The 22837-nt window shown below is 70.9% G+C and carries 24 protein-coding genes; 22 read left to right on the top strand and 2 right to left on the bottom strand.

What is annotated here, in order from left to right:
* The 3 genes from STSP_RS24695 to STSP_RS24685 form a co-directional block, all read left to right on the top strand.
* On the top strand, positions 1-233 hold a 233-nt coding region (locus STSP_RS24695; protein WP_157902892.1), incomplete at its 5' end, for an Ig-like domain-containing protein.
* 445 nt (positions 234-678) lie between these two features.
* Positions 679-1131 (top strand): GntR family transcriptional regulator, encoded by a 453-nt coding sequence (locus tag STSP_RS24690; protein ID WP_067282249.1) that lies wholly within the window; start codon positions 679-681, stop codon positions 1129-1131.
* A gap of 119 nt (positions 1132-1250) precedes the next feature.
* Entirely contained in the window at positions 1251-2030 is a 780-nt protein-coding gene (locus tag STSP_RS24685; protein WP_232789777.1) for a phosphotransferase enzyme family protein, read from the top strand.
* Positions 2031-2170: 140 nt separating this feature from the next.
* Here the strand turns inward: STSP_RS24685 and STSP_RS40400 are convergent, their stop codons facing one another.
* Both STSP_RS40400 and STSP_RS40395 read right to left on the bottom strand, forming a co-directional pair.
* Entirely contained in the window at positions 2171-2626 is a 456-nt protein-coding gene (locus STSP_RS40400; protein WP_232789776.1) for a hypothetical protein, read from the bottom strand.
* Positions 2627-2673: 47 nt separating this feature from the next.
* Positions 2674-3276 (bottom strand): hypothetical protein, encoded by a 603-nt coding sequence (locus STSP_RS40395; RefSeq protein WP_232789775.1) that lies wholly within the window; start codon positions 3274-3276, stop codon positions 2674-2676.
* 479 nt (positions 3277-3755) lie between these two features.
* Here STSP_RS40395 and STSP_RS24675 point away from each other — a divergent pair, with 479 nt between their 5' ends.
* From STSP_RS24675 to STSP_RS24585, 19 genes are all read left to right on the top strand, one after another.
* Positions 3756-3995 (top strand): helix-turn-helix domain-containing protein, encoded by a 240-nt coding sequence (locus STSP_RS24675; protein WP_067282240.1) that lies wholly within the window; start codon positions 3756-3758, stop codon positions 3993-3995.
* A gap of 84 nt (positions 3996-4079) precedes the next feature.
* Entirely contained in the window at positions 4080-5360 is a 1281-nt protein-coding gene (locus STSP_RS24670) for a tyrosine-type recombinase/integrase (protein ID WP_067282238.1), read from the top strand.
* A gap of 160 nt (positions 5361-5520) precedes the next feature.
* Positions 5521-5769 carry a hypothetical protein gene (locus tag STSP_RS24665; RefSeq protein ID WP_067282255.1) on the top strand — a complete coding sequence of 83 codons (249 nt, stop codon included), beginning with the start codon at positions 5521-5523 and terminating at the stop codon, positions 5767-5769.
* A gap of 443 nt (positions 5770-6212) precedes the next feature.
* A complete protein-coding gene (locus STSP_RS24660; RefSeq protein WP_067282236.1) occupies positions 6213-6731 on the top strand; it encodes a DUF2617 family protein in 519 nt (172 codons plus the stop codon).
* 260 nt (positions 6732-6991) lie between these two features.
* Positions 6992-8641, top strand: a complete 1650-nt coding sequence (locus STSP_RS24655; protein WP_067282232.1) for a polyamine aminopropyltransferase — start codon at positions 6992-6994, stop codon at positions 8639-8641.
* A gap of 118 nt (positions 8642-8759) precedes the next feature.
* Positions 8760-9563 (top strand): SRPBCC domain-containing protein, encoded by an 804-nt coding sequence (locus tag STSP_RS24650; protein WP_067282229.1) that lies wholly within the window; start codon positions 8760-8762, stop codon positions 9561-9563.
* 185 nt (positions 9564-9748) lie between these two features.
* On the top strand, positions 9749-10537 hold the full coding sequence (locus STSP_RS24645) for an aldose epimerase family protein (protein WP_067282227.1): 789 nt from the start codon (positions 9749-9751) through the stop codon (positions 10535-10537).
* A 10-nt stretch (positions 10538-10547) separates the two neighbouring features.
* On the top strand, positions 10548-11096 hold the full coding sequence (pyrE, locus tag STSP_RS24640) for an orotate phosphoribosyltransferase (protein ID WP_067282224.1): 549 nt from the start codon (positions 10548-10550) through the stop codon (positions 11094-11096).
* Positions 11097-11362: 266 nt separating this feature from the next.
* The gene (gene fbaA / locus STSP_RS24635) at positions 11363-12385 is read left to right on the top strand and encodes a class II fructose-bisphosphate aldolase (RefSeq protein WP_067282222.1); all 1023 of its coding nucleotides are present in this window, start codon (positions 11363-11365) and stop codon (positions 12383-12385) included.
* Between the two features lie 101 nt (positions 12386-12486).
* Positions 12487-12900: a DUF3151 domain-containing protein gene (locus STSP_RS24630; RefSeq protein ID WP_067282219.1), complete on the top strand. Its 414-nt coding sequence runs from the start codon at positions 12487-12489 to the stop codon at positions 12898-12900.
* Positions 12901-13054: 154 nt separating this feature from the next.
* The gene (locus tag STSP_RS24625) at positions 13055-13903 is read left to right on the top strand and encodes a tryptophan 2,3-dioxygenase family protein (RefSeq protein WP_067282217.1); all 849 of its coding nucleotides are present in this window, start codon (positions 13055-13057) and stop codon (positions 13901-13903) included.
* The gene (gene kynU / locus STSP_RS24620; RefSeq protein WP_067282215.1) at positions 13896-15152 is read left to right on the top strand and encodes a kynureninase; all 1257 of its coding nucleotides are present in this window, start codon (positions 13896-13898) and stop codon (positions 15150-15152) included. The genes STSP_RS24625 and kynU overlap by 8 nt, the downstream gene beginning before the upstream one ends.
* A 120-nt stretch (positions 15153-15272) precedes the next feature.
* On the top strand, positions 15273-16142 hold the full coding sequence (locus STSP_RS24615) for an alpha/beta hydrolase (protein WP_067282213.1): 870 nt from the start codon (positions 15273-15275) through the stop codon (positions 16140-16142).
* Positions 16143-16309: 167 nt separating this feature from the next.
* Positions 16310-17254, top strand: a complete 945-nt coding sequence (locus STSP_RS24610; RefSeq protein WP_067282210.1) for an alpha/beta hydrolase — start codon at positions 16310-16312, stop codon at positions 17252-17254.
* Complete coding sequence (locus STSP_RS24605) at positions 17247-18479, top strand: acyltransferase family protein (protein ID WP_067282209.1); 1233 nt, start codon at positions 17247-17249, stop codon at positions 18477-18479. Before STSP_RS24610 ends, STSP_RS24605 begins: the two co-directional genes overlap by 8 nt.
* A 16-nt stretch (positions 18480-18495) precedes the next feature.
* A complete protein-coding gene (locus STSP_RS24600; protein ID WP_067282254.1) occupies positions 18496-19824 on the top strand; it encodes a sensor histidine kinase in 1329 nt (442 codons plus the stop codon).
* A gap of 24 nt (positions 19825-19848) precedes the next feature.
* Entirely contained in the window at positions 19849-20553 is a 705-nt protein-coding gene (locus STSP_RS24595; RefSeq protein ID WP_067282199.1) for a response regulator, read from the top strand.
* 65 nt (positions 20554-20618) lie between these two features.
* Positions 20619-21983 carry a sensor histidine kinase gene (locus STSP_RS24590; protein WP_067282197.1) on the top strand — a complete coding sequence of 455 codons (1365 nt, stop codon included), beginning with the start codon at positions 20619-20621 and terminating at the stop codon, positions 21981-21983.
* On the top strand, positions 21980-22645 hold the full coding sequence (locus STSP_RS24585; protein WP_067282195.1) for a response regulator: 666 nt from the start codon (positions 21980-21982) through the stop codon (positions 22643-22645). The genes STSP_RS24590 and STSP_RS24585 overlap by 4 nt, the downstream gene beginning before the upstream one ends.
* Positions 22646-22837 lie beyond the last annotated feature (192 nt).

The raw sequence follows: 22837 nt of genomic DNA, 5'->3' as shown, positions 1-22837 counted from the left end.
CGATCACCTACACCCCGGATCCCGGCTTCGTCGGCACCGACACCTTCACCTACACCATCAGCGACGGCCAAGGTGGCCAGGACACCGCCACGGTGACCATCACGGTGACCCCGGCACTGGCTGACACGGGCGCGGCAGTTCCGCTCTCTACAGTCGCGGCCCTCGGGGTCGTCATGCTCGGCCTGGGCGTAGGTTTCGTGCTGGCCGCTCGACGGAGCGCATGCGCCGTATGAGGCCGTCGGGGAGTAGAGCACTGGCGTTCCGCTCCGCCAGTGCTCTACTCCCGACGAGATGATCCAGCCCTTTGTGCAGGCATCCTGTTCCGCGAGCATGGCGGTCCCGACGCGCGACTGATCGTCCGCGGCCGGGCTCTTCGCGGCGGAGCTCGACCGCCCATCGCCACGCTGTGGTCTAGCCCATCTTTCCTGGGGGACGTCCGAAGCTGCCGCTGATGGCGCGCATCCCCATTGCACGCGGGGGCGTCCGTGGGGGCTCACGCGGCAGGTCAGCCAGGGTGCGCGTACGGCGGTGAACGATGGCGTAGGTCAGCGCACTGGACAAAGACCGGCTCTGAACGGAAGGAGGACAAGTCCATCGGTCGGTTGCACGGGACGTGGAAAACTTGGATCTGTGAGGCGCCCACCGGGACGCCAGCGAGATCGACGAAGGGGAGGCCACGTGCCGCAGGGCAGTCCGCGAGGTACGTACCTGGAGGTCTCGGAATCTCTCCGCGAGAAGATCAGGAAGGGAAAGATCACCGAGGCACTGCCGTCTCAGTCGGCACTCGTGAGCGAGTACAGCGTCAGCCGCAGCACCATCGAACGGGCGCTTGCCACGCTCAAGGCTGAGGGCGTGATCGAGTCCGTACAGGGTGCCGGGTGGTTCGTGGCGGGGACCGGTGACCGCCGGCCGTTGGTCGAGAAGGTGACCGACCTGTTGCGGGCCGACGGGCTCAGGGTCGGCGACCGCTTCCCCACCGAGAAGGAGCTGTGCGAACGGTTCGGGGCCTCGCGGACTGCCGTACGTTCCGCGATCGCGCAGATGGAGGGGCAAGGGCTGATCGGCAAGGGTGCGGCGCGAGGGCGGGAAGTCCGCGCGCTGCCGGCTGGACGGGGGACTCAGACGGCATGACGACGACCGAACGAACCGAGTTCGACGCGGGCGCGGCGGGCGCCATCCTGCGCAGGGCATGCGAGGTCGCGGACGTGGAACCGGACGGAATCGAGATGCTGCGATTCGGGGACCACGCGGTGTTCCGCATCGACGGCGGCCGTATCGTCTCCCGGGTCGGCCGGGGTCCCGATCGGCTCACCTCCGTGCGGAGGGAAGTGGCCGTAGCGGAATGGCTCCCGGCCGAGGGATATCCGGCCGCGCGACTCGTCACGGTGGCCGAACAGCCGGTCGTCGTTCAGGGCCACCCGGTGACGTTCTGGGAAGGTCTCGCCGACGGAGACACGTACGCGAGTACGGGAGAGATGGGTGTACTGCTGCGGCGGCTTCACGAACTGGAGCCGCCGCCTTTTTCGCTCCCGCTCCTTCAGCCCTTCGACAGGGTCGCGCAGCGTTTGAAGCGCGCCGCCATTCCGGACACCACCCGTGCGTTTCTCCGATCCATGGCCGACGACTTGGCGGCCGAGTACGGCCGTCTCCGGTTCGCGCTTCCGGCGGGTCATCTGCACGGTGACTTCAACGTCGGCAACGTCCTGCGTGACGCAGCTGGCCGTCCGAACATCATCGACCTGGACGGGTTCGTCACGGGCCCCCGAGAGTGGGACCTCATGCAGACCGCCATGTACTACGACAGCTTCGGTTGGCACACAGAAGCCGAGTACGCCGATTTCGTCGCCGGGTACGGGTTCGACGTGCGGGAATGGTCCGGATACACCGTTCTCCGGAGCATCCGAGAACTGCTGATGGTCACGTGGCTCTCGCAGAACGCCGGCACCAATCCACGCGCGGCCGAGGAAGTTGAGAAGCGGGTGGAAAGCCTACGTTCCGGTGGCTCTCGCCGAGACTGGGCGCCATTCTAGAAACGTCACGCTTGTTGCCAGAGGCGGAAGCCACGGGCCTGTTCCGCGAATTCGCGGAACTCCGTGGCCCGCCTCATCCCGTCCGTGACGCGCCCCTGGAACTCCCGCACGTACTGAACACAGCGCGCTGACTTCAACCCCTAGCCGAGTCGCAGCGCGCTCAGCGCGATATCGAATCCGCGGCCGATCTCCCCTTGGTTGATGTATGCCTCAGCATGAACCATCGTTGCGAAGAAGTCGCTTCGGTTGTTCAGGCCGTCGCCGAAGACGGAGCCGGCGCCCCGTTCCGTGGCTTCCACGGAGCGCCCCAGGTCACGGAAGCAGTGGCCTATCTCGGCTGCAAGCTCCACTTCGTCGAAGTACGCGATGTACGGCGGGTCGCTGTCGGCCGTCCGCTGGCTGAGCTTGCGTTCCGCCTCCACAAGGGCGAGGTCACAGCCTCGCTCATCCCCCAGTCGGGCCAGTGCCCGCGCTTCCATCGCGCGGAACTGTGCGGCCATGGTCGGCCCCAGGGCAGGACCCGGACCGGTGTACGCGGCACGGGCGAGCGTGGCAGCGTCCTGGTACCGCCCCAGGAACGTGGCCTGATGGCTCATGGCCGACAGGATGCTTCCGCCGAGGAGCCTGTCACCGGCCGCTTGCGTCATGCGTAGTGCCTGGATGAGGTACCGCTGAGCGATGCCGTGAAGGCCGCTGTCGTACGACATCCAGCCGGCGAGTAGGAGCGCTTCCGCCACGGCCGAGTGCAGTTGCCTGCCCACGTCGTCGGAGTACTTGCCGTCGAGCATCGGCCGGACATCCGTGTGCAGTACTGGATCAGTGCCCGCCGGGCGTGGCCACCGCCGAACTTCCCGTCAAGCATGCTGAACGCGTCGGTTGTCGAGCGCACCATGTCCACGTCCACGGCGCCGACCGCCCGGTTGCCCGTCCGCGTCAGTGCGCCGTCCGGAGGGGCCACGATCCAGCGCAGCGACGCGGCGTTCCAAGCTGCGGAATCGGGCAGTGCCCGGACCAGCGTCTCAGCGTCGGCCAGGTCGGCACGCCACAGGTCGGTCACCGTCTTGGCCGTGCTCTCGGGCTTGTCCGCGAAGTCAAGCCCCAAGTCCGGCTGTACGGCGGACACTGCCGCGTCGCCCATCCCGATGTCATCGATCACGAGCTGACGCCCCAGCTTGCGTCCGATCGCGTCGGCGATGAACTGCGGCACGTTGCCGCGCGGGATGGAGCCCTTGAGCCACCTGGTCACGTACGTGTGGTCACAGGTGATGTCCTCACCCGACCGAGCGGCAGCGGCGACTACCGCGAGCAAGCGACTTGTGCGAGAAGTCAGCTTCCTGCATCAGCGCGGCCAGTCTGGCGTTCCGGTCTGCCATCGAACCCCCAGAGAGCGGCCGTAGTACCAGCTTGACCCACCGTCACTCTACGCAGGTCAGGGCCAGGGTGCAGAGGCTTTGCAACGTAGGAGTGCACGAGTGCACCCCCAAGTACACGCTCCCGAAGTCCTCGCCGTTTGGCGACACTTGAACCACCACCGCACGGGGCAGGCCGGCGGTTCCGAGTCGAAAGCCACATAGGGGTGTGTGTGCCGTCCATGCGCAGAGGGCGGGGACGCTGCAATCCCGCTAAAGGCCAGATGACCGAAGCCCAAATGACGCTGATGACGCAATGACGCAGAAATCCGCACCTCGGACACACGCTGCCATGCCCTCCCCGTTTGGAGCCCTTATGGCACAGCCGACAGACCCCGACCCCCGCGCCACTCTCCGGGGTGGCCTTCCGGACCGGTACCTCACTCCCGACGACATCGCCGGGATGTTCGAGGTGCCCATAGAGACCGTCTACCAGTGGCGTAGGAAGCGCACCGGCCCGCCCGGCTTCCGCATCGGGAAGCACGTCCGCTACGACCCGGCCGACGTGCGCGCCTGCGTCACCAACCTCAAAGGTGCCGACCACGCCGCCGCCTAACCCCACACCGGCCACACCCCAGTAAGGGAGAGCCGCCACCAGCGGCTCTCCCTTACTGCATCCCGCGAAAGGACCCGCCACCGCATGGCAGGCCACATCCAAGACCGCTGGTACAAGACCGAAACTGACGCCGACGGCAAGACCGTCCGCGTCAAGAGCGATCGGCATGGCAAGGGCATGCGCTATCGGGCCCGGTACGTCGGCCCCGACGGCACCGAGAAGTCCAAGGCCTTCCCCGACGGCAAGAAGCGTCTCGCTGAGAAGTGGCTCAGCGCCGTAGAGACGGACATGACGCGCGGTCAATACACCGACCCCAAGTCCATGCAGATCACGTTCCGGCAGTACGCCGAGAAATGGTTGGACACCAAGACACCCAGCGCGATGACCCGCAAGGAACTCGGCCGGCGCCTGCGGCTGCACGCCTACCCGGTGCTCGGCTCCCGGCCGATCGGGACCTTCCGGCCGGAGCACATCAGGGAGTTCGTTGCCGCCCTGGAAGCGAAACCCGGCGTCGGCCCTTCCTACGCCCGGAACATCTTCGCGGACGTTCAGTCGGTACTGTCTGCCGCTGTCGACGACACGTTGTTGTCGCGCAACCCGTGCGGTGCCCGGACCGTCCGGCGGCCCAAGCCTGACCCGCACCCCGTGATCCCGTGGGTGCCCGCTCAGGTGTTCGCCGTTCGAGCGGCCTTGCTGGAGCGGTACCGAGCGATGGTCGATGTCGGGGCCGGGTGTGGCCTGCGTCAGGGCGAGGTGTTCGGGCTGGCTGAGGATGCCATCGACGTTGACGGGCGCACGCTCCATGTGGTCCAGCAGATCAAGCACGTCGAAGGGCACCCCGTGTTCGCTCTCCCCAAGGGCGGCAAGAAGCGGGACGTGCCGTTGCCCGACTCGGTAGCGGAAGCCCTCCGGGCTCACATGGACGCCTTCAAGCCCGTAGAGATCACGTTGCCGTGGGACGTGCCGGAGGGCCCGAAGGTGTCCGCCCGGCTGATCTTCACGGCTGAGCAAGGAGGCATGGTGTGGCGGAGCAACTTCAACGGCAAGGAGTGGAAGCCCGCTCTCGCGGCCGCAGGCCTGATCCTGGCAGCGGATGCGGACGGCAAGTACGAGTCGGCGCGCGAGCACGGCATGCACGCTCTGAGGCACTTCTACGCTTCCGCCTTGCTGGACGCGGGTGAGAACATCAAGGCCGTCAGCGAGTACATGGGGCATGCTGACCCGGCGCTGACGCTGCGGGTGTACGCCCACCTGATGCCCGACAGCCGCGAGCGTGCCCGGCGCGCCATCGACACGGTGTTTCAGCGTCTCTCGCAGGAAGATCACGGCCCACAGACGGCCCAGCGAAGCACGGACGGCCCCTGAACTGCCTTTCTGAGCAGGTCAGGGGCCGTTTTCCCTGAACAACCCTCAGAACTTCCTCAACTCTGCTTTGGCCTCGCGGGGCCGCGGGCATCCCCCTGCCACGCAGGAGCGAGTGCCCACGGGGGGCCTGCTTCGGGGGAACGAGAGGAGGGATGAGGCCATGGCAGTAGGCATCATCCTGGCGGCAGTGGTCGCCGTCGCGATCTTCCTGATGATCGTGGCGGCGTCGAAGGACGACACCAGGAGGGCCGGCCGGAAGGCCGGACGGGGTTCGCGTGCGCGGCGTTCGTCGGACGGCGGCTGGTGGGCCAGCGGGGGAGGGCACTCCGGCGGGTCGTCGTGCAGCAGCGGCTCGTCCTGCGGGGGCGGGTCGTCGTGCGGTGGCGGTGGCTGCGGGGGCGGCTCCTGAGCGCGCTACGCACGGTGGTTGAGCGTGGCGGGTCCCACCACAGTCGGAGCGCGCTACAGGCGTACGTCACACACCCGTCCGCGAGACGCGGGTTCGCCGCCTGGAGCGGTCCGGCCTGCTAGGCAGAACGGCACCCGCAGGGCAAGTCCCCCGCGGGTGCTGTGCAGTTGAACAGGTGAGCAGTGGGGCCCTCGGGGGGATGGAAAGGTTGGCAAGTTGGGTAAAAGCGCTGTGACACCGGTGTTGTTCATGATTTCCTTTTAACCGTCAACATAGCCGCTCTTAACCGTCAACATAGCTTTCCGTGACCGTCAACGCGCCTCTCGGGATCTTCTCTTGGGCGCGAGCCGGCTCACCGATCGTCCGGTGTTCGACCGGTCGATCTCCTGGTGCCTCCCGGGGCGCGCCGGCCTTCCCTTTTTTGCGTGTTATGCGGAGCCCCCATGCTCACCACCCTCCAGACCGCCTACACCGACACGCGCGCGGCCGACCTTGCCTGGGCCCTCGGAAGGGAGCCGCTCCCCGCGCTCGCCACCCTCGATGTCGACCTTCCAGGGGCCACGCTGCAGTTGAGGCTCCTCGGCGCATCCCACCAGGTGCTCCTGGAGGAGGAGCACGGCACCTGCTCGGAGACCGTCGCCTGCATCCCGGGCAGCAGCACACCGCTGCCGCTCGGAGTCGCCAAGCGCGTCGGCGACTGGGAGTACGAGTTCGCGGCCCGGGTCGAGACTCTCTCTCCTGGCTCCTTCGCCGGGCGGGCACAGGAACTCCTGGCGCTGGTCGCCGACCACCCGAACGGTCTGGCGGGCGTCTTTCCCGGCAGCCCCTACGCGTTCACCGCGATGCTGGCCCAGCGCCACGAGGGGCAGGTGCACTGGCGTACCTGGCATGCGTACCCGCAGGACGGGCAGCTGGTGGCGACCCGCACGCGCGTGGGCATCAGGGTGCCGGCCGTGTTGTGACACCGCCCCCTCTGGTGGCCATGCTGTGATCGCCGTGCTGTGTTCGGCGCGTGCTGCGTTTGGCGCGCGCTGTGTTCACCGCGTGCTGCGTTCGCCGCGTCGTGTGTCCGCTATGTCGCTGTCAGCCTGTTGTGTCCCCGTGTGGTGAACGCCCTTCTGTGACGGGTGCGTTGAGAGGGTGCCGAGTATGCGTTCGCCGCACCCGTTTCCACGCGTGTGGGTGACTGGACGCGGATGTGCGGTGACGTAGCGTTCGCAGGGTGGTCGATACGTCAGCGCGCGCCGCACCGACGGGCGCCCCGCCGTCCCGGAGCAGGGTGAGACCGGCGCCCCTGCCCGTGCGCTCCGGGACAGGCCGGTTCTTCGTTCTCCTCGGCGCCTTCGTCTGCGCGGCCTGCGGTCTCGTATACGAACTCGAACTGGTTGCCATCGCGACGTACTTGACAGGCGACTCGGTCACCCAGACCTCGGTCGTCCTGTCCGTGATGGTCTTCGCCATGGGCATCGGATCGCTCGCCGCCAAGCGGCTGCGGAGCCGGGCGGCGGCCGGATTCGGCGCGGTCGAGGCGGCACTCGCGCTGGTCGGCGGGTGCAGTGCGATGGCGCTGTACGCGGTCTTCGCCTGGACCGGATCCCTGGGGGGAGCATGGGCCGGCGGATCCCGGTATCTGCTGGTGGTGTTCTCGCTGGTCATCGGCGTGCTCATCGGGGCAGAAGTGCCGCTGCTGATGGTGCTCATCCAGCGGATCCGGCGGCAGGACGCAGGGGGCGCGGTCGCCGACCTCTTCGCCGCCGACTATGTGGGCGCGCTGATCGGAGGGCTCGCCTTCCCGTTCCTTCTCCTGCCGATGTACGGGCAGCTGACGGGTGCGCTGCTCACCGGCGCGGTCAATGCGCTCACCGGCGCCGCGCTGGTGCTGGGCCTGTTCCGGCGTGACCTGTCGGCGCGCAGCCGGCGCGCGCTGATCGCCGTCAACGCGGCCGTGCTCGCTCTGCTCGGCACGGGCGTCGCCCTCGTCGACGACTTCGAGCAGGCGGCGCGGGAGGCCATCTACGGCCCGCACGTCCGGGCCGTCGTCCGGACCGAAGAACAAGAGATCGTTCTCACCGGTGGCAGGAACGGTTCTCTGGATCTTTACTTCGATGGGCGGCTGCAGGTGAGCAGCCACGACGAGCGTCGCTATCACGAGGCGCTGGTCCACCCCGCGATGAACGGTCCGCACGCGCGCGTGCTCATCCTCGGCGGAGGCGACGGCCTCGCGGCCCGCGAAGTGCTGCGGTACAGCGGGGTCCAGCGGGTCGACGTGATCGAACTCGATGCGGACGTCGTGCGGTTGGCGCGCAATGATCCGGCGCTCAGTGCGCTGAACGGGCACGTGTACCGCGATCCCCGGGTGCACGTCACCGACGGTGGTGCCTTCCACCAGCTGCGCAGCATGGACCGTACGTACGACGTGGTGATCTCGGATCTGCCTGATCCGGCTCTCACGAGGAGCGCGAAGCTCTACTCGCAGGAGTTCTACGGGCTGGTCTCCCGGGTGCTGGCCGAGGACGGGCGGCTCGTGGTGCACGCGGGCTCCGCGGGCTCCCGTCCCCGCGTCTTCTGGACGGTCGAGGCGACCGTCCGCTCCGCTGGGCTGCGGACCGCGCCGTACCGCGTGGAGGGGCGGCTCACCCGTTCCGCGTCCTTGCTCGACCGTGTGTCGAGCGGCTCGGGTGCGCCGCGCGACTGGGCGTTCGTGCTGGCCGGACGTACGCGGCCGGGCGTGGTGCTCGACCCCGCGGGGCCGCCGACGCGCTCGCTCACCCAGGCCGCATTGGTCGCGGGTGCGCGGGAGCTCGGCCGGACGCGGATGACGGGGTTGCCGCCTTCGACGTTGGTGCATCCGCGGTACGGGGCGGGGAGCTGAGGGTCCGGTCGGTGGGGCTCGGTGAGGGCTTGGAGCGTCGGTTCTGTGAGTGCGCAATGTGCGGGACTTCTGTGCGGACGCAGGTACAGGGGCGGGCGTCGTGAGTAGGCTCGGCGGCATGGAGCATGAGGTGTTCGTTCCGGTTGCGGTGGAGCCTCTGCGGGAGGTGCTGGATGACCCTGTGCGGGTCGCCCGGGCGGTCCCCGGGCTCCAACAGGACGCGGGAGAGCCGCCCGTGTCCGGCCGCCTCAAGGTCCGCATCGGCGGCCATACGATCACGTACCGCGGTGCGCTGCGGCTCAGCGGGCAGGCCGACGGGTCGTACGCCGTCGAGGGTGAGGCCACGGAGGCCCGTGGCACCGGCGGCGTCAAACTCGCCCTGACACTCCGCCTCACCGCCGCGGACGGAGGCACGACGCTCACCTTCAACGCGACGGCGACCGCGGACGGCCGCGCCGCCGAACTCGGGTCCGAGGCGGTGGAGTCGGCGGCGCGGCGGTTGCTGACGCGGTTCGGGGAAGGGCTGGGGGCGGGGGTCGGTGCCAGCGCCGCCGGTTCGGAGGAATCCGAGGATTCCTCGGGCTCCTCGGATTCCGAGGATTCCTTGGGCTCCGAGGGTGTGGAGCCCGGGGGCTCTGTCTTCGAGACCGAGGTGCCGTCGTCGTCGCTGGATCCCTTCGCGGAGGACGAGGAGGTGTCGGGGGCGGAGCCTCCGGCCGAGGCCGCGCACGCGCGTCGGACGATGATCGGGCGCAGCGCCGAGGAGGTGGACCATGCGCCGCCGCGCGGGCGGTACGCGCCTGTGCCGGCGCCGGAGTCGATCTCCACGACGGTCACGCTGCGGTGGGTGGCACCGGCCGCCGCCCTCGTCGTCGCCTCGGCGATCGTCGTGGGCCGGGCCCTGCGGCGACGCCGGGCCTGACTCTGGTTCGCTCTCTGCCGGTGGGCGGGGTGGGCAGCGCCGCCGCTCCCGTTGTGGGCAATCGTTCCGCAGGGCTGGGGGCACCTCCCAGCGGTAGCTGGGGGAGGGTGGGCACAACCCACGACGGAGGGCGCCCTGGCCCAGTACCCGCACCCCCCGTGGGGGTACAACGTAGGGTCGGCAACGTGAGTAGTGGAGAGATCACGCTGACCGCGGGCGACGCGGAGGTGACCGTGCAGCCCGCCAACGGCTGCCGACTCGGAAGTCTGCGACTCGGCGACACCGAACTGCTGCGCCAGGGCGACCGCTACGGCTGCTTCCCCATGGTCCCGTGGTGCGGCCGCATCAGGGACGGCCGCTTCCGGGACGGCGCCGTCGTCCACCAGATGCCGCTCAACGCCGCCCCGCACGCCATCCACGGCACGGCCCGCGACGGCAAGTGGCGCACGGGCCGCGTGGACGAGTCGTCCGCCGTGTTCACGTACGACCTGACGGACCCCTGGCCGTACCCGGGTCGTGTCAGCCAGGTCGTCGAGCTGGCGGAGGACGCGCTGACGCTGACCATGTCCGTCGAGACGTATGAGTCCACCTTCCCGGCGCAGGCCGGGTGGCACCCCTGGTTCAACCGCAGCCTGGGCGGCGACGACGTGCGCCTGGACTTCGCGGCCGCGTGGCAGGAGGAGCGCGGCAGCGATCATCTGCCGACCGGGAGGCGGATCGCGCCGCGGCCGGGGCCCTGGGACGACTGCTTCGGGATGCCCGAGGGTGTGGACGTCACGCTGACCTGGCCCGGGCAGCTGGAGCTGAACGTCAAGAGCCGCGAGCAGTGGGTCGTCGTGTACGACGAGCAGAAGGAGGCCGTCTGCGTGGAGCCGCAGACCGGGCCGCCCGACGGACTCAACTCGACCCCCCGCTTCGTCACGCCCCTGGAGCCGCTCGAGACCACGACGACCTGGAGCTGGCGGCGCCTTTAAGCTGACAGGCATGAGTGACGTACGCGGCGCGCTGCTGCAGCAGATCAAGGACAAGGCCGTGGTGCACGGCAAGGTGACCCTCTCCTCGGGTCTGGAGGGCGACTACTACGTGGACCTGCGCCGGGTCACCCTTGACGGCGTCGCCGCACCCCTGGTCGGTCAGGTCATGCTCGACCTGACCGCCGAGCTGGACTACGACGCGGTCGGCGGCCTCACCATGGGTGCCGACCCGGTCGCCGCGTCGATGCTGCACGCGGCCGCCGCCCGCGGAAAGACCCTCGACGCGTTCGTCGTGCGCAAGGCCGCCAAGACCCACGGCATGCAGCGGCAGGTCGAGGGTCCGGAGATCAAGGGCCGCCGCGTTCTCGTCGTCGAGGACACGTCGACGACCGGCGGTTCGCCCCTCACCGCCGTCGAGGCGGTCCGGGCGGCCGGTGCCGAGGTCGTCGCCGTCGCGACGATCGTCGACCGTGCGACCGGGGCCGCCGAGAAGATCACCGCGGGCGCCGGCGTGCCGTATCTCTTCGCCTTCTCCAAGGACGAGCTGGGGCTCGACTGAGGCGGATCCGGCGCGTCGCTACGGGCTGCATGCAGTCGACGTCAATTCGTGACGTGGTCGCCCGCGGTGGTCATCAGGTCGCTGACCTGCTGTTTTGGTGGAGGGTGGGGGGTTTCACGTGAAACCTTCCGTCCTTTGCGCGTAGAAGGTCCTGTCCGTGGCTGGAGGATTTCGCCACGTCTGGAAAGATGTGGCACGACGATGACGTCGCCCCCTAGGTCAGGGCTCCGAAGACACCCGACCCGCACATCACAAGGAGCGGACAGATGCCCATCGCAACCCCCGAGGTCTACAACGAGATGCTCGACCGGGCGAAGGCAGGCAAGTTCGCCTACCCGGCCATCAACGTGACGTCCTCGCAGACCCTGCACGCGGCGCTGCGCGGCTTCGCGGAGGCGGAGAGCGACGGCATCATCCAGATCTCCACCGGTGGCGCGGAGTTCCTGGGCGGCCAGTACAAGAAGGACATGGTGACCGGCGCCGTCGCTCTCGCCGAGTTCGCGCACATCGTCGCCGAGAAGTACGACATCACCGTCGCGCTGCACACCGACCACTGCCCGAAGGACAAGCTGGACGGCTACGTACGCCCGCTGCTCGACATCTCCGCCGAGCGCGTCAAGGCCGGTCGGAACCCGCTCTTCCAGTCGCACATGTGGGACGGCTCCGCCGAGACCCTCGCCGACAACCTGGCCATCGGCCAGGAGCTCCTCGCCAAGGCCGCCGCCGCCAAGATCATCCTCGAGGTGGAGATCACCCCGACCGGTGGCGAGGAGGACGGCGTCAGCCACGAGATCAACGACGAGCTGTACACCACCGTCGAGGACGCGATCCGCACCGCCGAGGCGCTCGGCCTGGGCGAGAAGGGCCGCTACCTGCTGGCCGCCTCCTTCGGCAACGTCCACGGCGTCTACAAGCCGGGCAACGTCGTGCTCCGCCCCGAGCTGCTCAAGGACCTGCAGGCCGGTGTCGCGGCGAAGTTCGGCAAGGCCGACCCGTTCGACTTCGTCTTCCACGGCGGTTCCGGCTCCACCAAGGAGGAGATCGCCACCGCCCTGGAGAACGGCGTCGTCAAGATGAACATCGACACCGACACCCAGTACGCCTTCACGCGTCCGGTCGCGGACCACATGTTCAAGAACTACGACGGCGTCCTGAAGGTCGACGGCGAGGTCGGCTCCAAGAAGACCTACGACCCGCGGACCTGGGGCAAGCTCTCCGAGGCGGGCATGGCCAAGCGTGTCACCGAGGCCTGCACCGACCTGCGCTCCGCCGGCACCAAGCTGAAGTAACGGCAGGGGCGGCGGCCTGAGTCTTCGGCTGCCTGTGCGTTTCCGGGCCCGGCACCCCCAGGGGTGCCGGGCCCGTGTGCGAGGCAAGGCAGACTGGGGCCATGGCCATTCACGAGAATCTGCTCGGGGGACCGCCCCCGACCCATCTGCCCGACGACCCTGAGCCCCGTGAGCTCCTCGCGAGCGGTACGGCGCCGGCCGACGTCGCCGCGAAGCACCCGACATCGTCGCTGGCCTGGGCCCAGCTGGCCGACGACGCGTTCCAGGGCGGCCGTGTCGTCGAGTCGTACGCGTATGCACGCACCGGCTACCACCGTGGTCTGGACGCGCTGCGCCGCAGCGGCTGGAAGGGCCACGGCCCGGTGCCGTGGGAGCACGAGCCGAACCGCGGCTTCCTGCGTGCCCTGCACGCCCTCGCCCGCGCCGCTCAGGCGATCGGCGAGCAGGAGGAGTACGAGCGCTGCACCCAGTTCCTGAAGGATTCCTCGCCGACGGCGGCCCAGACGCTGAGCTGAGCCACGCGGTACTGCCGAGACCCGTCTGGCCGGTGTGACCCAGGCGGGTCTTGCCGTCTCCGGCGACGATTGCGGAAGAATGCCCGTGGGGACCGGGGCCCCCGTGCCGTCACGGCAGGGGCGGACCGCTACCCGGAGTTCACAGGAGACAGCAATGTCCCACGAGGTGATCCACGGGGACGGGGCGCACGAGCCCGAGACCCCCAACCTCGACTTCGCCGGCACGACCCCCTACGAGGACTACGTCCAGGCGGACGTCCTCACCCACCTCCAGCACCCCCTCTCGGACGATCCGGGAGAGATGGTCTTCCTGGTCACGACCCAGGTCATGGAGCTGTGGTTCACCGTCGTCGTCCATGAGTGGGAGACGGCGTCGCGTGCGCTGCGCGAGGACGATCTGCCGGTGGCGCTGGCGGCGCTCAAGAGGTCCGTACGCGAGCTGGAGGCGCTCAACGCGTCCTGGACGCCGCTGGCCGGGCTGACCCCCGCACAGTTCAACGCGTACCGGTCGGCGCTCGGTGAGGGCTCCGGCTTCCAGTCCGCGATGTACCGGCGGATGGAGTTCCTGCTCGGCGAGAAGTCCGCGTCCATGCTGGTCCCGCACCGGGGCGCGCCGCGCGTGCACGCCGAGCTGGAGAAGGCGCTGCAGCAGCCGAGCCTCTACGACGAGGTGCTGCGGCTGCTGGCGCGCCGCGGGTACGCGATTCCGGCGGAGGTCCTTCAGCGGGACCTGGCGCTGCGGTACGAGCCGTCGGCCGGGGTCGAGGCCGTGTGGGCGGAGATCTACGGCGGCGACCAGGACTCCGAGCTCGTACGGCTCGGTGAGGCGCTGACGGACGTCGCCGAGCTGGTGTGGCGCTGGCGCAACGACCATCTCGTCGCCACGCGGCGGGCCATGGGCGCCAAGGCGGGCACGGGCGGCTCGGCGGGCGTGGCCTGGCTGGAGAAGCGCGCATCGAAGAACGTGTTCCCCGAGCTCTGGACGGCGCGCAGCCATGTCTGAGACCCCCGAGCTGTACGAGGAGAAGGCGGCGCAGGCCGCGAAGCTGGACGCCGCGGACGAACTGGCGGGGCTGCGCGACCGGTTCGTGCTCGACGACGTTGTCTATCTGGACGGCAACTCGCTGGGTGCGCTGCCGCGCGCCGTCCCCGGGCGCGTTGAGGACGTCGTACGCCGCCAGTGGGGCGAGCTGCGCATCCGGTCCTGGGACGAAAGCGGCTGGTGGACGGCGCCGGAGCGGATCGGCGACCGTATCGCGCCGCTGGTCGGGGCCGCGCCGGGGCAGATCGTGGTCGGCGACTCCACCAGCGTCAATGTGTTCAAGGCGCTGGTGGCCGCGGTGCGCATGTCGGGCGACGGCGGTTCGTCCGGTGGCACTGCGGGCGACGGCGGTGCGTCCAGTGGCACTGCGCGGGACGAGATCGTCGTGGACGCCTCGACGTTCCCGACGGACGGCTATATCGCCGAGTCCGCGGCGCGGATGACGGGGTGCCGGATCGTCCCGGTCCTCCCGGCCGACGTGCCGGGCGTGCTCGGTCCGCGTACGGCCGCCGTGCTGCTCAACCACGTCGACTACCGGACGGGCAGGCTGCACGACCTGCCCGGGCTCACCGGCGCCGTGCACGCCGCGGGCGCCCTGGCCGTGTGGGACCTGTGCCACAGCGCGGGCGCGCTGCCCGTGGAGCTCGACGCGTGCGGTGTCGACCTGGCGGTCGGCTGCACGTACAAGTACCTCAACGGCGGGCCGGGCTCACCTGCGTATCTGTATGTGCGCCGGGAACTCCAGCCGCGCTTCGACTCGCCGCTGCCCGGCTGGAACTCGCACGCCGAGCCCTTCGGGATGCGGCCCGAGTACGAGGCCGCGACCGGGGTGGTGCGGGGACGGGTCGGCACGCCCGACATCCTGTCCATGCTCGCCCTGGAGGCTGCCCTCGAGGTCTGGGACGGCGTCTCGATCGAGGCGGTCAGGGCCAAGTCGCTGGCGCTGACGGACTTCTTCCTGGAGTGCGTGGAGGCGTACGTCCCGCAGGGGCTCGTCGAGTCGGTCACGCCCTCGGCACACGCGGAACGCGGCAGCCAGGTCGCTCTGCGTTGTGCGCGTGCGGGTGACGTGATGCGGCGCCTCGTCGAGCGCGGGGTCGTCGGCGACTACCGGGCGCCGGACATCCTGCGGTTCGGCTTCACACCGCTGTACGTGGGCTTCGCGGATGTGGAGAGGGCGGCCCGGGTGCTGGGGGACGTGCTGGGCTGAACGCGCCCGTTGCGGGCAGGCGCTCCAGCAGGGCGTCTGTCCGCGACGGGGGTGGCGCGGCGATGCGCCGTCGCGCTGATAATGTCCCGGCCAACCGCCGGAGCGCTGAGAGGTTGGATCATGTCGGAGGACGCCGCGCGCAGTGCCGCGGAAGAGGAGTCGGCCTTCTCGCATCCCGCCGTCCCGCCGGATGCCACCCTCACCTACGGCGACCATCCCGACCAGGTGATCGACCTCTACGCTCCCCGGGACGGTGCCCCGTCGGCGCCTCTCGTCGTCGTCCTGCACGGCGGCGCCTGGCGCGCCCCGTACGACCGGGGGCACGTCACGCCGTTCGCGGACTTCCTGGCCCGCCGGGGCTTCGCCGTGGCCAACGTCGAGTACCGGCGGGGCAGCCTGATCCCGGCGCAGGGCGGCGAAGGGCCCGTCGCCGGGCGCTGGCCGGAGACCTTCGACGACGTCGCCGCCGCGCTCGACGCACTGCCCGCGCTCGTACGCGAGGCGCTGCCCCAGGCGGACCCACGCCGCACCGTCGTCACGGGGCACTCCGCGGGCGGGCATCTCGCGCTGTGGGCGTCCGCGCGCCACCTGCTCCCCGAGGACGCGCCGTGGCGAACCGCGGGTCCCCCGCCGCTGCGCGGGGCCGTCGCGCTCGCACCGATCGCCGACTTCACGGTCGCCCGCAAGCTGGACGTGTGCTCGGGCGCGGTGGAGCAACTCCTCGGCGGCGGGGAGACGTTCGCCGAGCGGCTGCCGTACGCCGATCCCGTCGCGCTGCTGCCCACCGGGATCGCCACCACGCTCGTCCAGGGCCGGGGCGACGTCGACGTGCCCCAGCAGGTCGCCGAGTCGTACGCGGACGCGGCGGCGAGGGCGGGCGAAGTGGTGGGGCTGACGCTGCTTGAGGACGTGGGGCACTTCCCGCTCATCGATCCGGCGGCGGACGCGTGCGCGGTGGTGGCGGAGGAGATCGCACAGCTGGCGTGGTGAGACCTGCCGGCGATCGCCGCCCGGACGGCCCCTCTCATACCCGTCATACCTGAGAGCTACCTCCCGAGTGAGCTCTCCGGTGTGACGCGAGCTACGCGACCCTCTTCATAACGTCCCTTCCCAGGGCGCCCGTTGGGCGGACCAGGGCGCTGGAGGGGGAGGGCGGCATGGGATTCCGGTCGGGGCGGCTCCGCAGCACCCTGCTCGCCGTGCTCGTCGTGGGCGCGGTCGTGGTGCCCCTGTCCGCAGCCGCGCGGCCGGAGACCCCGGCCCCGGCACCGGCCCGCCTGGCGCAGGTCACGGCGGCCACGCTGGACGACGCGTACGCGGCGAACCGGGCCAATGCCGCCGAAGCGGCGCGGATGGCCGAGCGGTACGGCGACCGGGACCGTGCGGCAGCCCTGCGCGAACTGGCCGCCCCTGCCCGGCGGTTGCTCGCCTTCGACGGGCGCGGCGCGGGGCGGGCGGTCGAGGTGTTCGGCGACGTGGCGCGGGCCGGGCGGATCGCCGTCCTCGTCCCGGGCTCCGACACCTCACTCGACACCTACAAGCGGTTCCGGGCCGGTGCCGTGGCGCTGCACGAGCGGCTCGGCCGGCGCGCGGCCGTCGTCGCGTGGCTCGGATACGAGACGCCGGGCACGGTCAGTCCCGAGGTCCTGACGTCCGGGCGCGCGCAGGACGCGGCCCCCGCGCTACGGGACTTCGTACGGCAACTGCGCGGGCTGAACGCACACGCCCGGGTGTCCCTGCTCTGCCACTCCTACGGCACGGTCGTCTGCGGCAGCGCCGCCCCCGGCCTCGCGGTGTCTGACCTCGTGCTGTTCGGCAGCCCCGGCACGGGCGCCGCATCCGCGGCGGACCTGCACACCACCGCCCGGGTGTGGGCGGGCCGCGGCCGCGGCGACTGGATCGCGGACGTCCCGCACGCCCGCGCCGGGCTGTTCGGCACGACCGTCGGCTTCGGGACCGACCCGGTCTCGCCCGGCTTCGGCGCCCGCGTCTTCGCGGCGGGCGACGGCGGACACAGCGACTACCTCAAGCCCGGTTCCAAGGCCCTCGACAGCATCGCCCGGATCGTCCTGGGCGACCCTCCGGAGGTGACCCATGCCTGACATCGTCGAGAGCGCGCGCGGACTCGCTCGGCGGGCCGACGCCGCCACACCGCCCGAGCGCGACCGCGCCGTCGACGCGCTCCGCGCCTTCGCGATCCTCGGCGTGGTGCTGGGCCACTGGCTCGTCACCGCGCTCGTCGCCGAAGGGGGCAGGCTGCGCGCGTCGAGCCCGCTCAGTCACATGCCGTGGCTGGCGCCGGTCTCCTGGGCGTTCCAGACGCTCGCCGTGTTCTTCCTTGTCGGCGGGCACGTGGCCACCCGGGGCTACGCTTCCGCCCGGGCACGCGGGACGACGTACGGGCAGTGGCTGGCCGCCCGGCTGGCCCGGCTGTTCCGGCCGGTGGCCGCCGTACTGGGGCTGTGGACGGTCGCCGCGGCGTGCATGATCGCCTCCGGCACGGATCTCGGAACGATCCGGGCGTTGTTGAAGCTGGCGCTGTCCCCGCTGTGGTTCCTGCTGGTGTTCGCGGCGCTGACCGCGCTCACTCCGCTGGTGGCCCGGCTCAACCCGCTGTGGCCGTTCGCCGTGGTCCTGCACGTGGACCTCGTACGCTTCGGGCTCGGCGGACCGGCCTGGCTGGGCTGGGTCAACGTGGCGGCAGGCTGGCTCGTGCCCTTCACGCTGGGCGCCGCCTGGACGCGCGGTGAGCTCGGCCGGCGCGCCGGGTGGGTGCTGCTCGTGGGCGGGGCGGGTGCGGCGGCCGGGCTGGTGGCGTGGGCGGGCTATCCGGCGTCGATGGTCGGCGTGCCCGGGGCGGCGGTGTCCAACCTGAACCCGCCGACGCTGGCCGCCGTCACGTTCGGACTGGCCCAATGCGGCCTCGCCCTGCTGCTGCGCGAGCCGCTGCGCCGGGCGATGGCCCGGCCCACCGCGTGGGCGTCCGTGGCACTGGTCAATCTGTCGGCGATGACGGTGTTCCTGTGGCACCAGACCGCGCTGATGGCGGTCACCGCCACCGGACTGGCCGCGACGCGCTGGAGCGGGGGCCCACTCCCGGGGCTGCACACGGTGCCCGACGGACTCGGGTGGGTGGCGGCCCGGCTGGCGTGGCTACCGGTGTTCGCGCTGGCGCTCGCGGTGTGCTGGGGGGCCTTTCAATCCTTCGAGCGGGGCGGGCGCGGCTTCTTGGAGCGGGGCGCGTACCGCCGCGGCGGCTCGCGGGTCGTCGTCCGTGTCCACGGCGGGCGCGCCCCGGCGCGGGAGGGGGCGGTGCGCCGTGCCTAGGGTGGCTGCCGTGAGGATGGTGCGGGAGTGGGTGGGGCGGGTCCTGCGCGCGGCGCGCGACGACCTGTGGACCTTCGGCGCGGACCCGCTGCCGCCCTCGGTGTGGCTGCGCTGGCTGCCGCACGGCCTGGTGTGCCTGACCGCGTTCGGCGTCACGGTCGCCGACGTGCAGCAGCTCGACGAGTACTGGCGCCTCGGCACCGAGTACGCCCTGCTGGTCGGCATCGTGCAGGGTGCCTCGGTGGTGCTCGCGCTGTGGCGGCCGGTTCCGGCGTGGTGGCTGTCCACGGCGGCCATGGTGGTCGGGGCCGTGGGAGCGCGTGGCCGTCTGATGTCGGGCGCCGTCACCGGTGACCCCAGCTGGCCCTGGAACCCGCCCGGCGTCGTCGGGCACGCCGTCGTGCTGCTGCTGCTCGCGCTGCGGGTGCGCACCCGGATCACCGCCGAGGTGCTGGCCCTGACCGCTCTCGTGACGTACGTCCTGCAGGGACTGCTGGGCGCCGCCGCCTACGAGTCGACCGGCGTGCTGGCGGTCACCCTGTTCTGCGTGGTCGTCGTGCTGGGCACCGCGCTGCGCGGCCGCCGCGTGGCGCGCACGCAGCTGCTGGAGCAGACCACGCTGACCGCCGAGGAGCGGGCGCGCCGCACGCTGCTGGAGGAGCGCAGCCGTATCGCCCGCGAGCTGCACGACGTGGTGGCCCACCACATGTCGGTGATATCGATCCAGGCGCAGGTCGCCCCGCACCTGGTGAAGGACCCGCCCGAGGAGCTGAAAGAGAACCTGGAGGGGATCCGGCAGAACGCACTGGAGGCGCTCACCGAGCTGCGACGCGTCCTCGGCGTGCTGCGCAGCGAGCATCCCGGCGATCCGGGCGGCTCAGGAACCGACGACACCGCCCCGCACGCGCCGCAGCCCACGCTCAACCGGTTGGACGCGCTGGTGGAGAACACCCGGGCTGCGGGCCTGGCGGTGACCACCGAGGTCACCGGCCCGCCGCGGGCGCTCGCGCCGGGCGTGGAGCTGTCCGCGTACCGGATCGTGCAGGAGGCGCTGAGCAACGCGCTGCGGCACGCGCCCGGTTCGGCAGTCCGCGTCGAGCTCGCGCACACGGCGTCCGGCCTGCGCCTCCGGGTCGCCAACACCGCGCCGGACAGGCCCGCTTCCCCCTCGCCCTCGCCCTCGCCCGGCGCCGGGCACGGGCTGCTCGGCATGCGGGAGCGGGCTGCCATGCTCGGCGGGGGACTCACCGCGGGCCCCACGCCCGACGGAGGCTACGAGGTGACGGCCTTCCTCCCCGCCTCCGCCCCGCCACCCCTCGACGAGACGCCGAAGGACGGCGTATGAAGGACACCGTATGAAGGACACCGCATGACGACCGGCAGTCCCGCCATCCGCGTACTGATAGCCGACGATCAGGTGATGGTCCGTCAGGGGTTCACGGTGCTCCTGAACGCCGAGCCGGGCATCGAGGTCGTCGGCCAGGCGGTGGACGGGCTCGACGCGGTCGCCCAGGTCGCCGAGGCACGCCCGGACGTGGTGCTGATGGACATCCGCATGCCCGAGCTCGACGGCATCGAGGCCACGCGCCGCATCACCGCAGGCACGCCGGACGTCAGGGTGCTGGTGCTGACGACGTTCGACCTCGACGAGTACGTGTACGAGGCGCTGCGCGCCGGCGCGTCCGGGTTCCTGCTCAAGGACGCGTCGGCCGCCCAGCTCGCGGAGGCGGTGCGGGTGGTGGCCGCCGGGGACGCGCTGCTCGCGCCGGGCGTCACACGACGGCTCATCGCCGAGTTCTCCCGGCTGGACTCGGCGCCCCGCGCTCCGCTCAAGGCCCGCGTCGGCGAGCTGACCGAGCGCGAGACGGAGGTGCTGGGGCTGATCGCGCAGGGCCTGTCGAACGCGGAGATCGCCCAGCGGCTGGTGGTGGCCGAGCAGACGGTGAAGACCCACGTGGGCCGCATCCTGGTGAAGCTGCGCCTGCGGGACCGGACCCAGGCGGCGGTGTTCGCGTACGAGACGGGGCTGGTCAGACCGTCGGGCTACTCGCAGGGTTCCTGGGACCCCGCGTAGTACTTGGGACGGATCCGGCAGGACCCTTCTTTCTGCTGACGACTCCGGGGTGGGCGCGCCCTACCTTGCTGTACGTGACCGAGACCCGTACCCAGCCCCTCGCGGCGGGCAAGCCGAAGTCCCGCAGTCCCGAGTACCACCTCGCCATGGGAGTGCTCGGTGGACTGCGCACGGACCTGTTCCACGACGCGTTCGCGTACCGCCTGCTGCCGCCCATGAGCACCGAAGGACCGCTCGCCCGCCGGCTGCCGCAGCGGCTGCGCAGGTACGCGCCCTGGACGCCGCACGCGTTCGTGGTGGCGAGCGCGCTGCTGTCGTTGCTCGTCGGGATCGAATACACCCGGTACTACACCAGCGGTTTCGTGGGCCTGCTGGCCGCCCTCATACCCGCGGCCGCGATTCTGATGACCCTGGTGCGGCCGGTCGCCGCGTTCTGGGGGTCCCTCGTGTCGACGCCGTTCGTCAGCATCCTCGTCGGCAGGGGTGAATGGCCGTGGTCACCGAGCACGTTGTTCGCGCACTTCGTGGTGCTGACGGTCGTCGCGGCCCGGACGCGGCCGCGTACCGCCGGCTGGATGTGGGTGCTGACCGCGTTCTTCGGGCTGACGGCTGAGGCCTTGGTGCCGCACTACTACGGCTCCGACACCGTGCCGTTCCTCTTCGTCTCCGCGCTGGCCCTGCTGGTCGTCACCGTCCGGCACGTGCGCCGGGAGGCGGCGGAGGAGGTCACCGCGCAGCAGACCGTCACCGCACACGAACGCTCCAAGCGCACCCTCCTCGAAGAGCGCACCACCATCGCCCGCGAGTTGCACGACGTCGTCGCGCACCACATGTCGGTGGTCGCCATCCAGGCCGAGGCCGCGCCCTACCGGGTCGAGAACCCGCCGCCCGAGCTGGAGCAGGCCTTCGCGACGATCCGCGAGAACGCGGTGGCCGCGCTCACCGAACTGCGGCGCGTCCTCGGTGTCGTACGGGCCGAGGACTACGAGGCGCCCGACGCGCCGCAGCCGACGCTCGCCGACCTTGACGGGCTGCTCGCCAACGTCCGCGATGCGGGGCTGCCCGTGGAGAAGGCGGTCACCGGAGCGGTCCGTGAACTCCCGCAGGGCGTCGAGCTGTCCGCGTACCGCATCGTGCAGGAGGCGCTCAGCAACGCGCTGCGGCATGCGCCCGGCTCCGCCGCCCGCGTCGAGATCGGTTACGTCATCGGCGGCCTCGGCCTGCGTATCGTCAACGGGCCCGCGTCCGCGCCTGTCATGGTGAAGTCCACGCACGGGGCGGGTCACGGCATCACCGGCATGCGGGAGCGCGTCGCGATGCTGGGCGGTGAGATGACGGCGGAGCCGGCGGCCGACGGGGGCTATGAGGTGACGGTGTTCCTTCCGGTTCCGGTGGTGGAGGAGCCCGCGTCGGAAAGGGGCGACCGGTGACCATCCGGGTGCTGATCGCCGACGACCAGATGATGGTGCGCGAAGGATTCTCGGTCCTGCTGAACGCGATGCCGGACATCGAGGTCGCCGGCGAGGCCGTCAACGGCCGTGAGGCGGTCCAGCGAGTCCGTGAACTCGCGCCCGACGTCGTGCTGATGGACATCCGTATGCCGGAGATGAACGGCATCGAGGCGACCCGCGAGATCGTGGCGGCGGACGGCAGCGCCAAGGTGCTGGTGCTGACGACCTTCGACCTCGACGAGTACGTCTACCAGGCGCTGCGCGCCGGGGCATCCGGCTTTCTGCTCAAGGACGCCTCGGCCCGGCAGCTCGCCGACGGCGTACGGGTCGTGGCGGCCGGCGAGGCGCTGCTCGCGCCGAGCGTCACGAAGCGGCTGATCACCGAGTTCTCGAAGCTCGCGGACGCACCGACGATTCCGGCGGTGAGCCGGGGTGCGTACGGGGAGCTCACCGAGCGTGAGACGGAGGTGCTGGTGCTGATCGCGCAGGGCCTGTCGAACGCGGAGATCGCCGAGCGGCTCGTGGTCGCCGAGTCGACGATCAAGACGCATGTGAGCCGGGTGCTGGTGAAGCTGGGGTTGCGGGATCGTACGCAGGCGGCGGTGTTCGCGTACGAGGCGCGGTTGGTCACTCCCGGGTGAGCCCGGGGTGACCTTGGGTTTTCCGCTCCGCGGGGCGGCCTTCTCCGCTCCGCGGGTGGGGTTCTGCCCGCTCCGCGGGCCTGCTTTCCCCGCTCCGCGGGGTGGTGCTTTGCCGCTCCGCGGCCTGGTTCTTCGCTGCTCCGCGGCGGTTTCCCGCCCGCCCGCCCCTTTTGTGCCGTTCCGCGGCACCCG

Source organism: Streptomyces jeddahensis (genome assembly GCF_001642995.1).
In the GTDB taxonomy this organism is placed as follows: domain Bacteria; phylum Actinomycetota; class Actinomycetes; order Streptomycetales; family Streptomycetaceae; genus Streptomyces; species Streptomyces jeddahensis.
The sequence above is the reverse complement of the archived record's forward strand: the minus strand, read 5'-3'. Positions and strand labels throughout refer to the sequence as shown.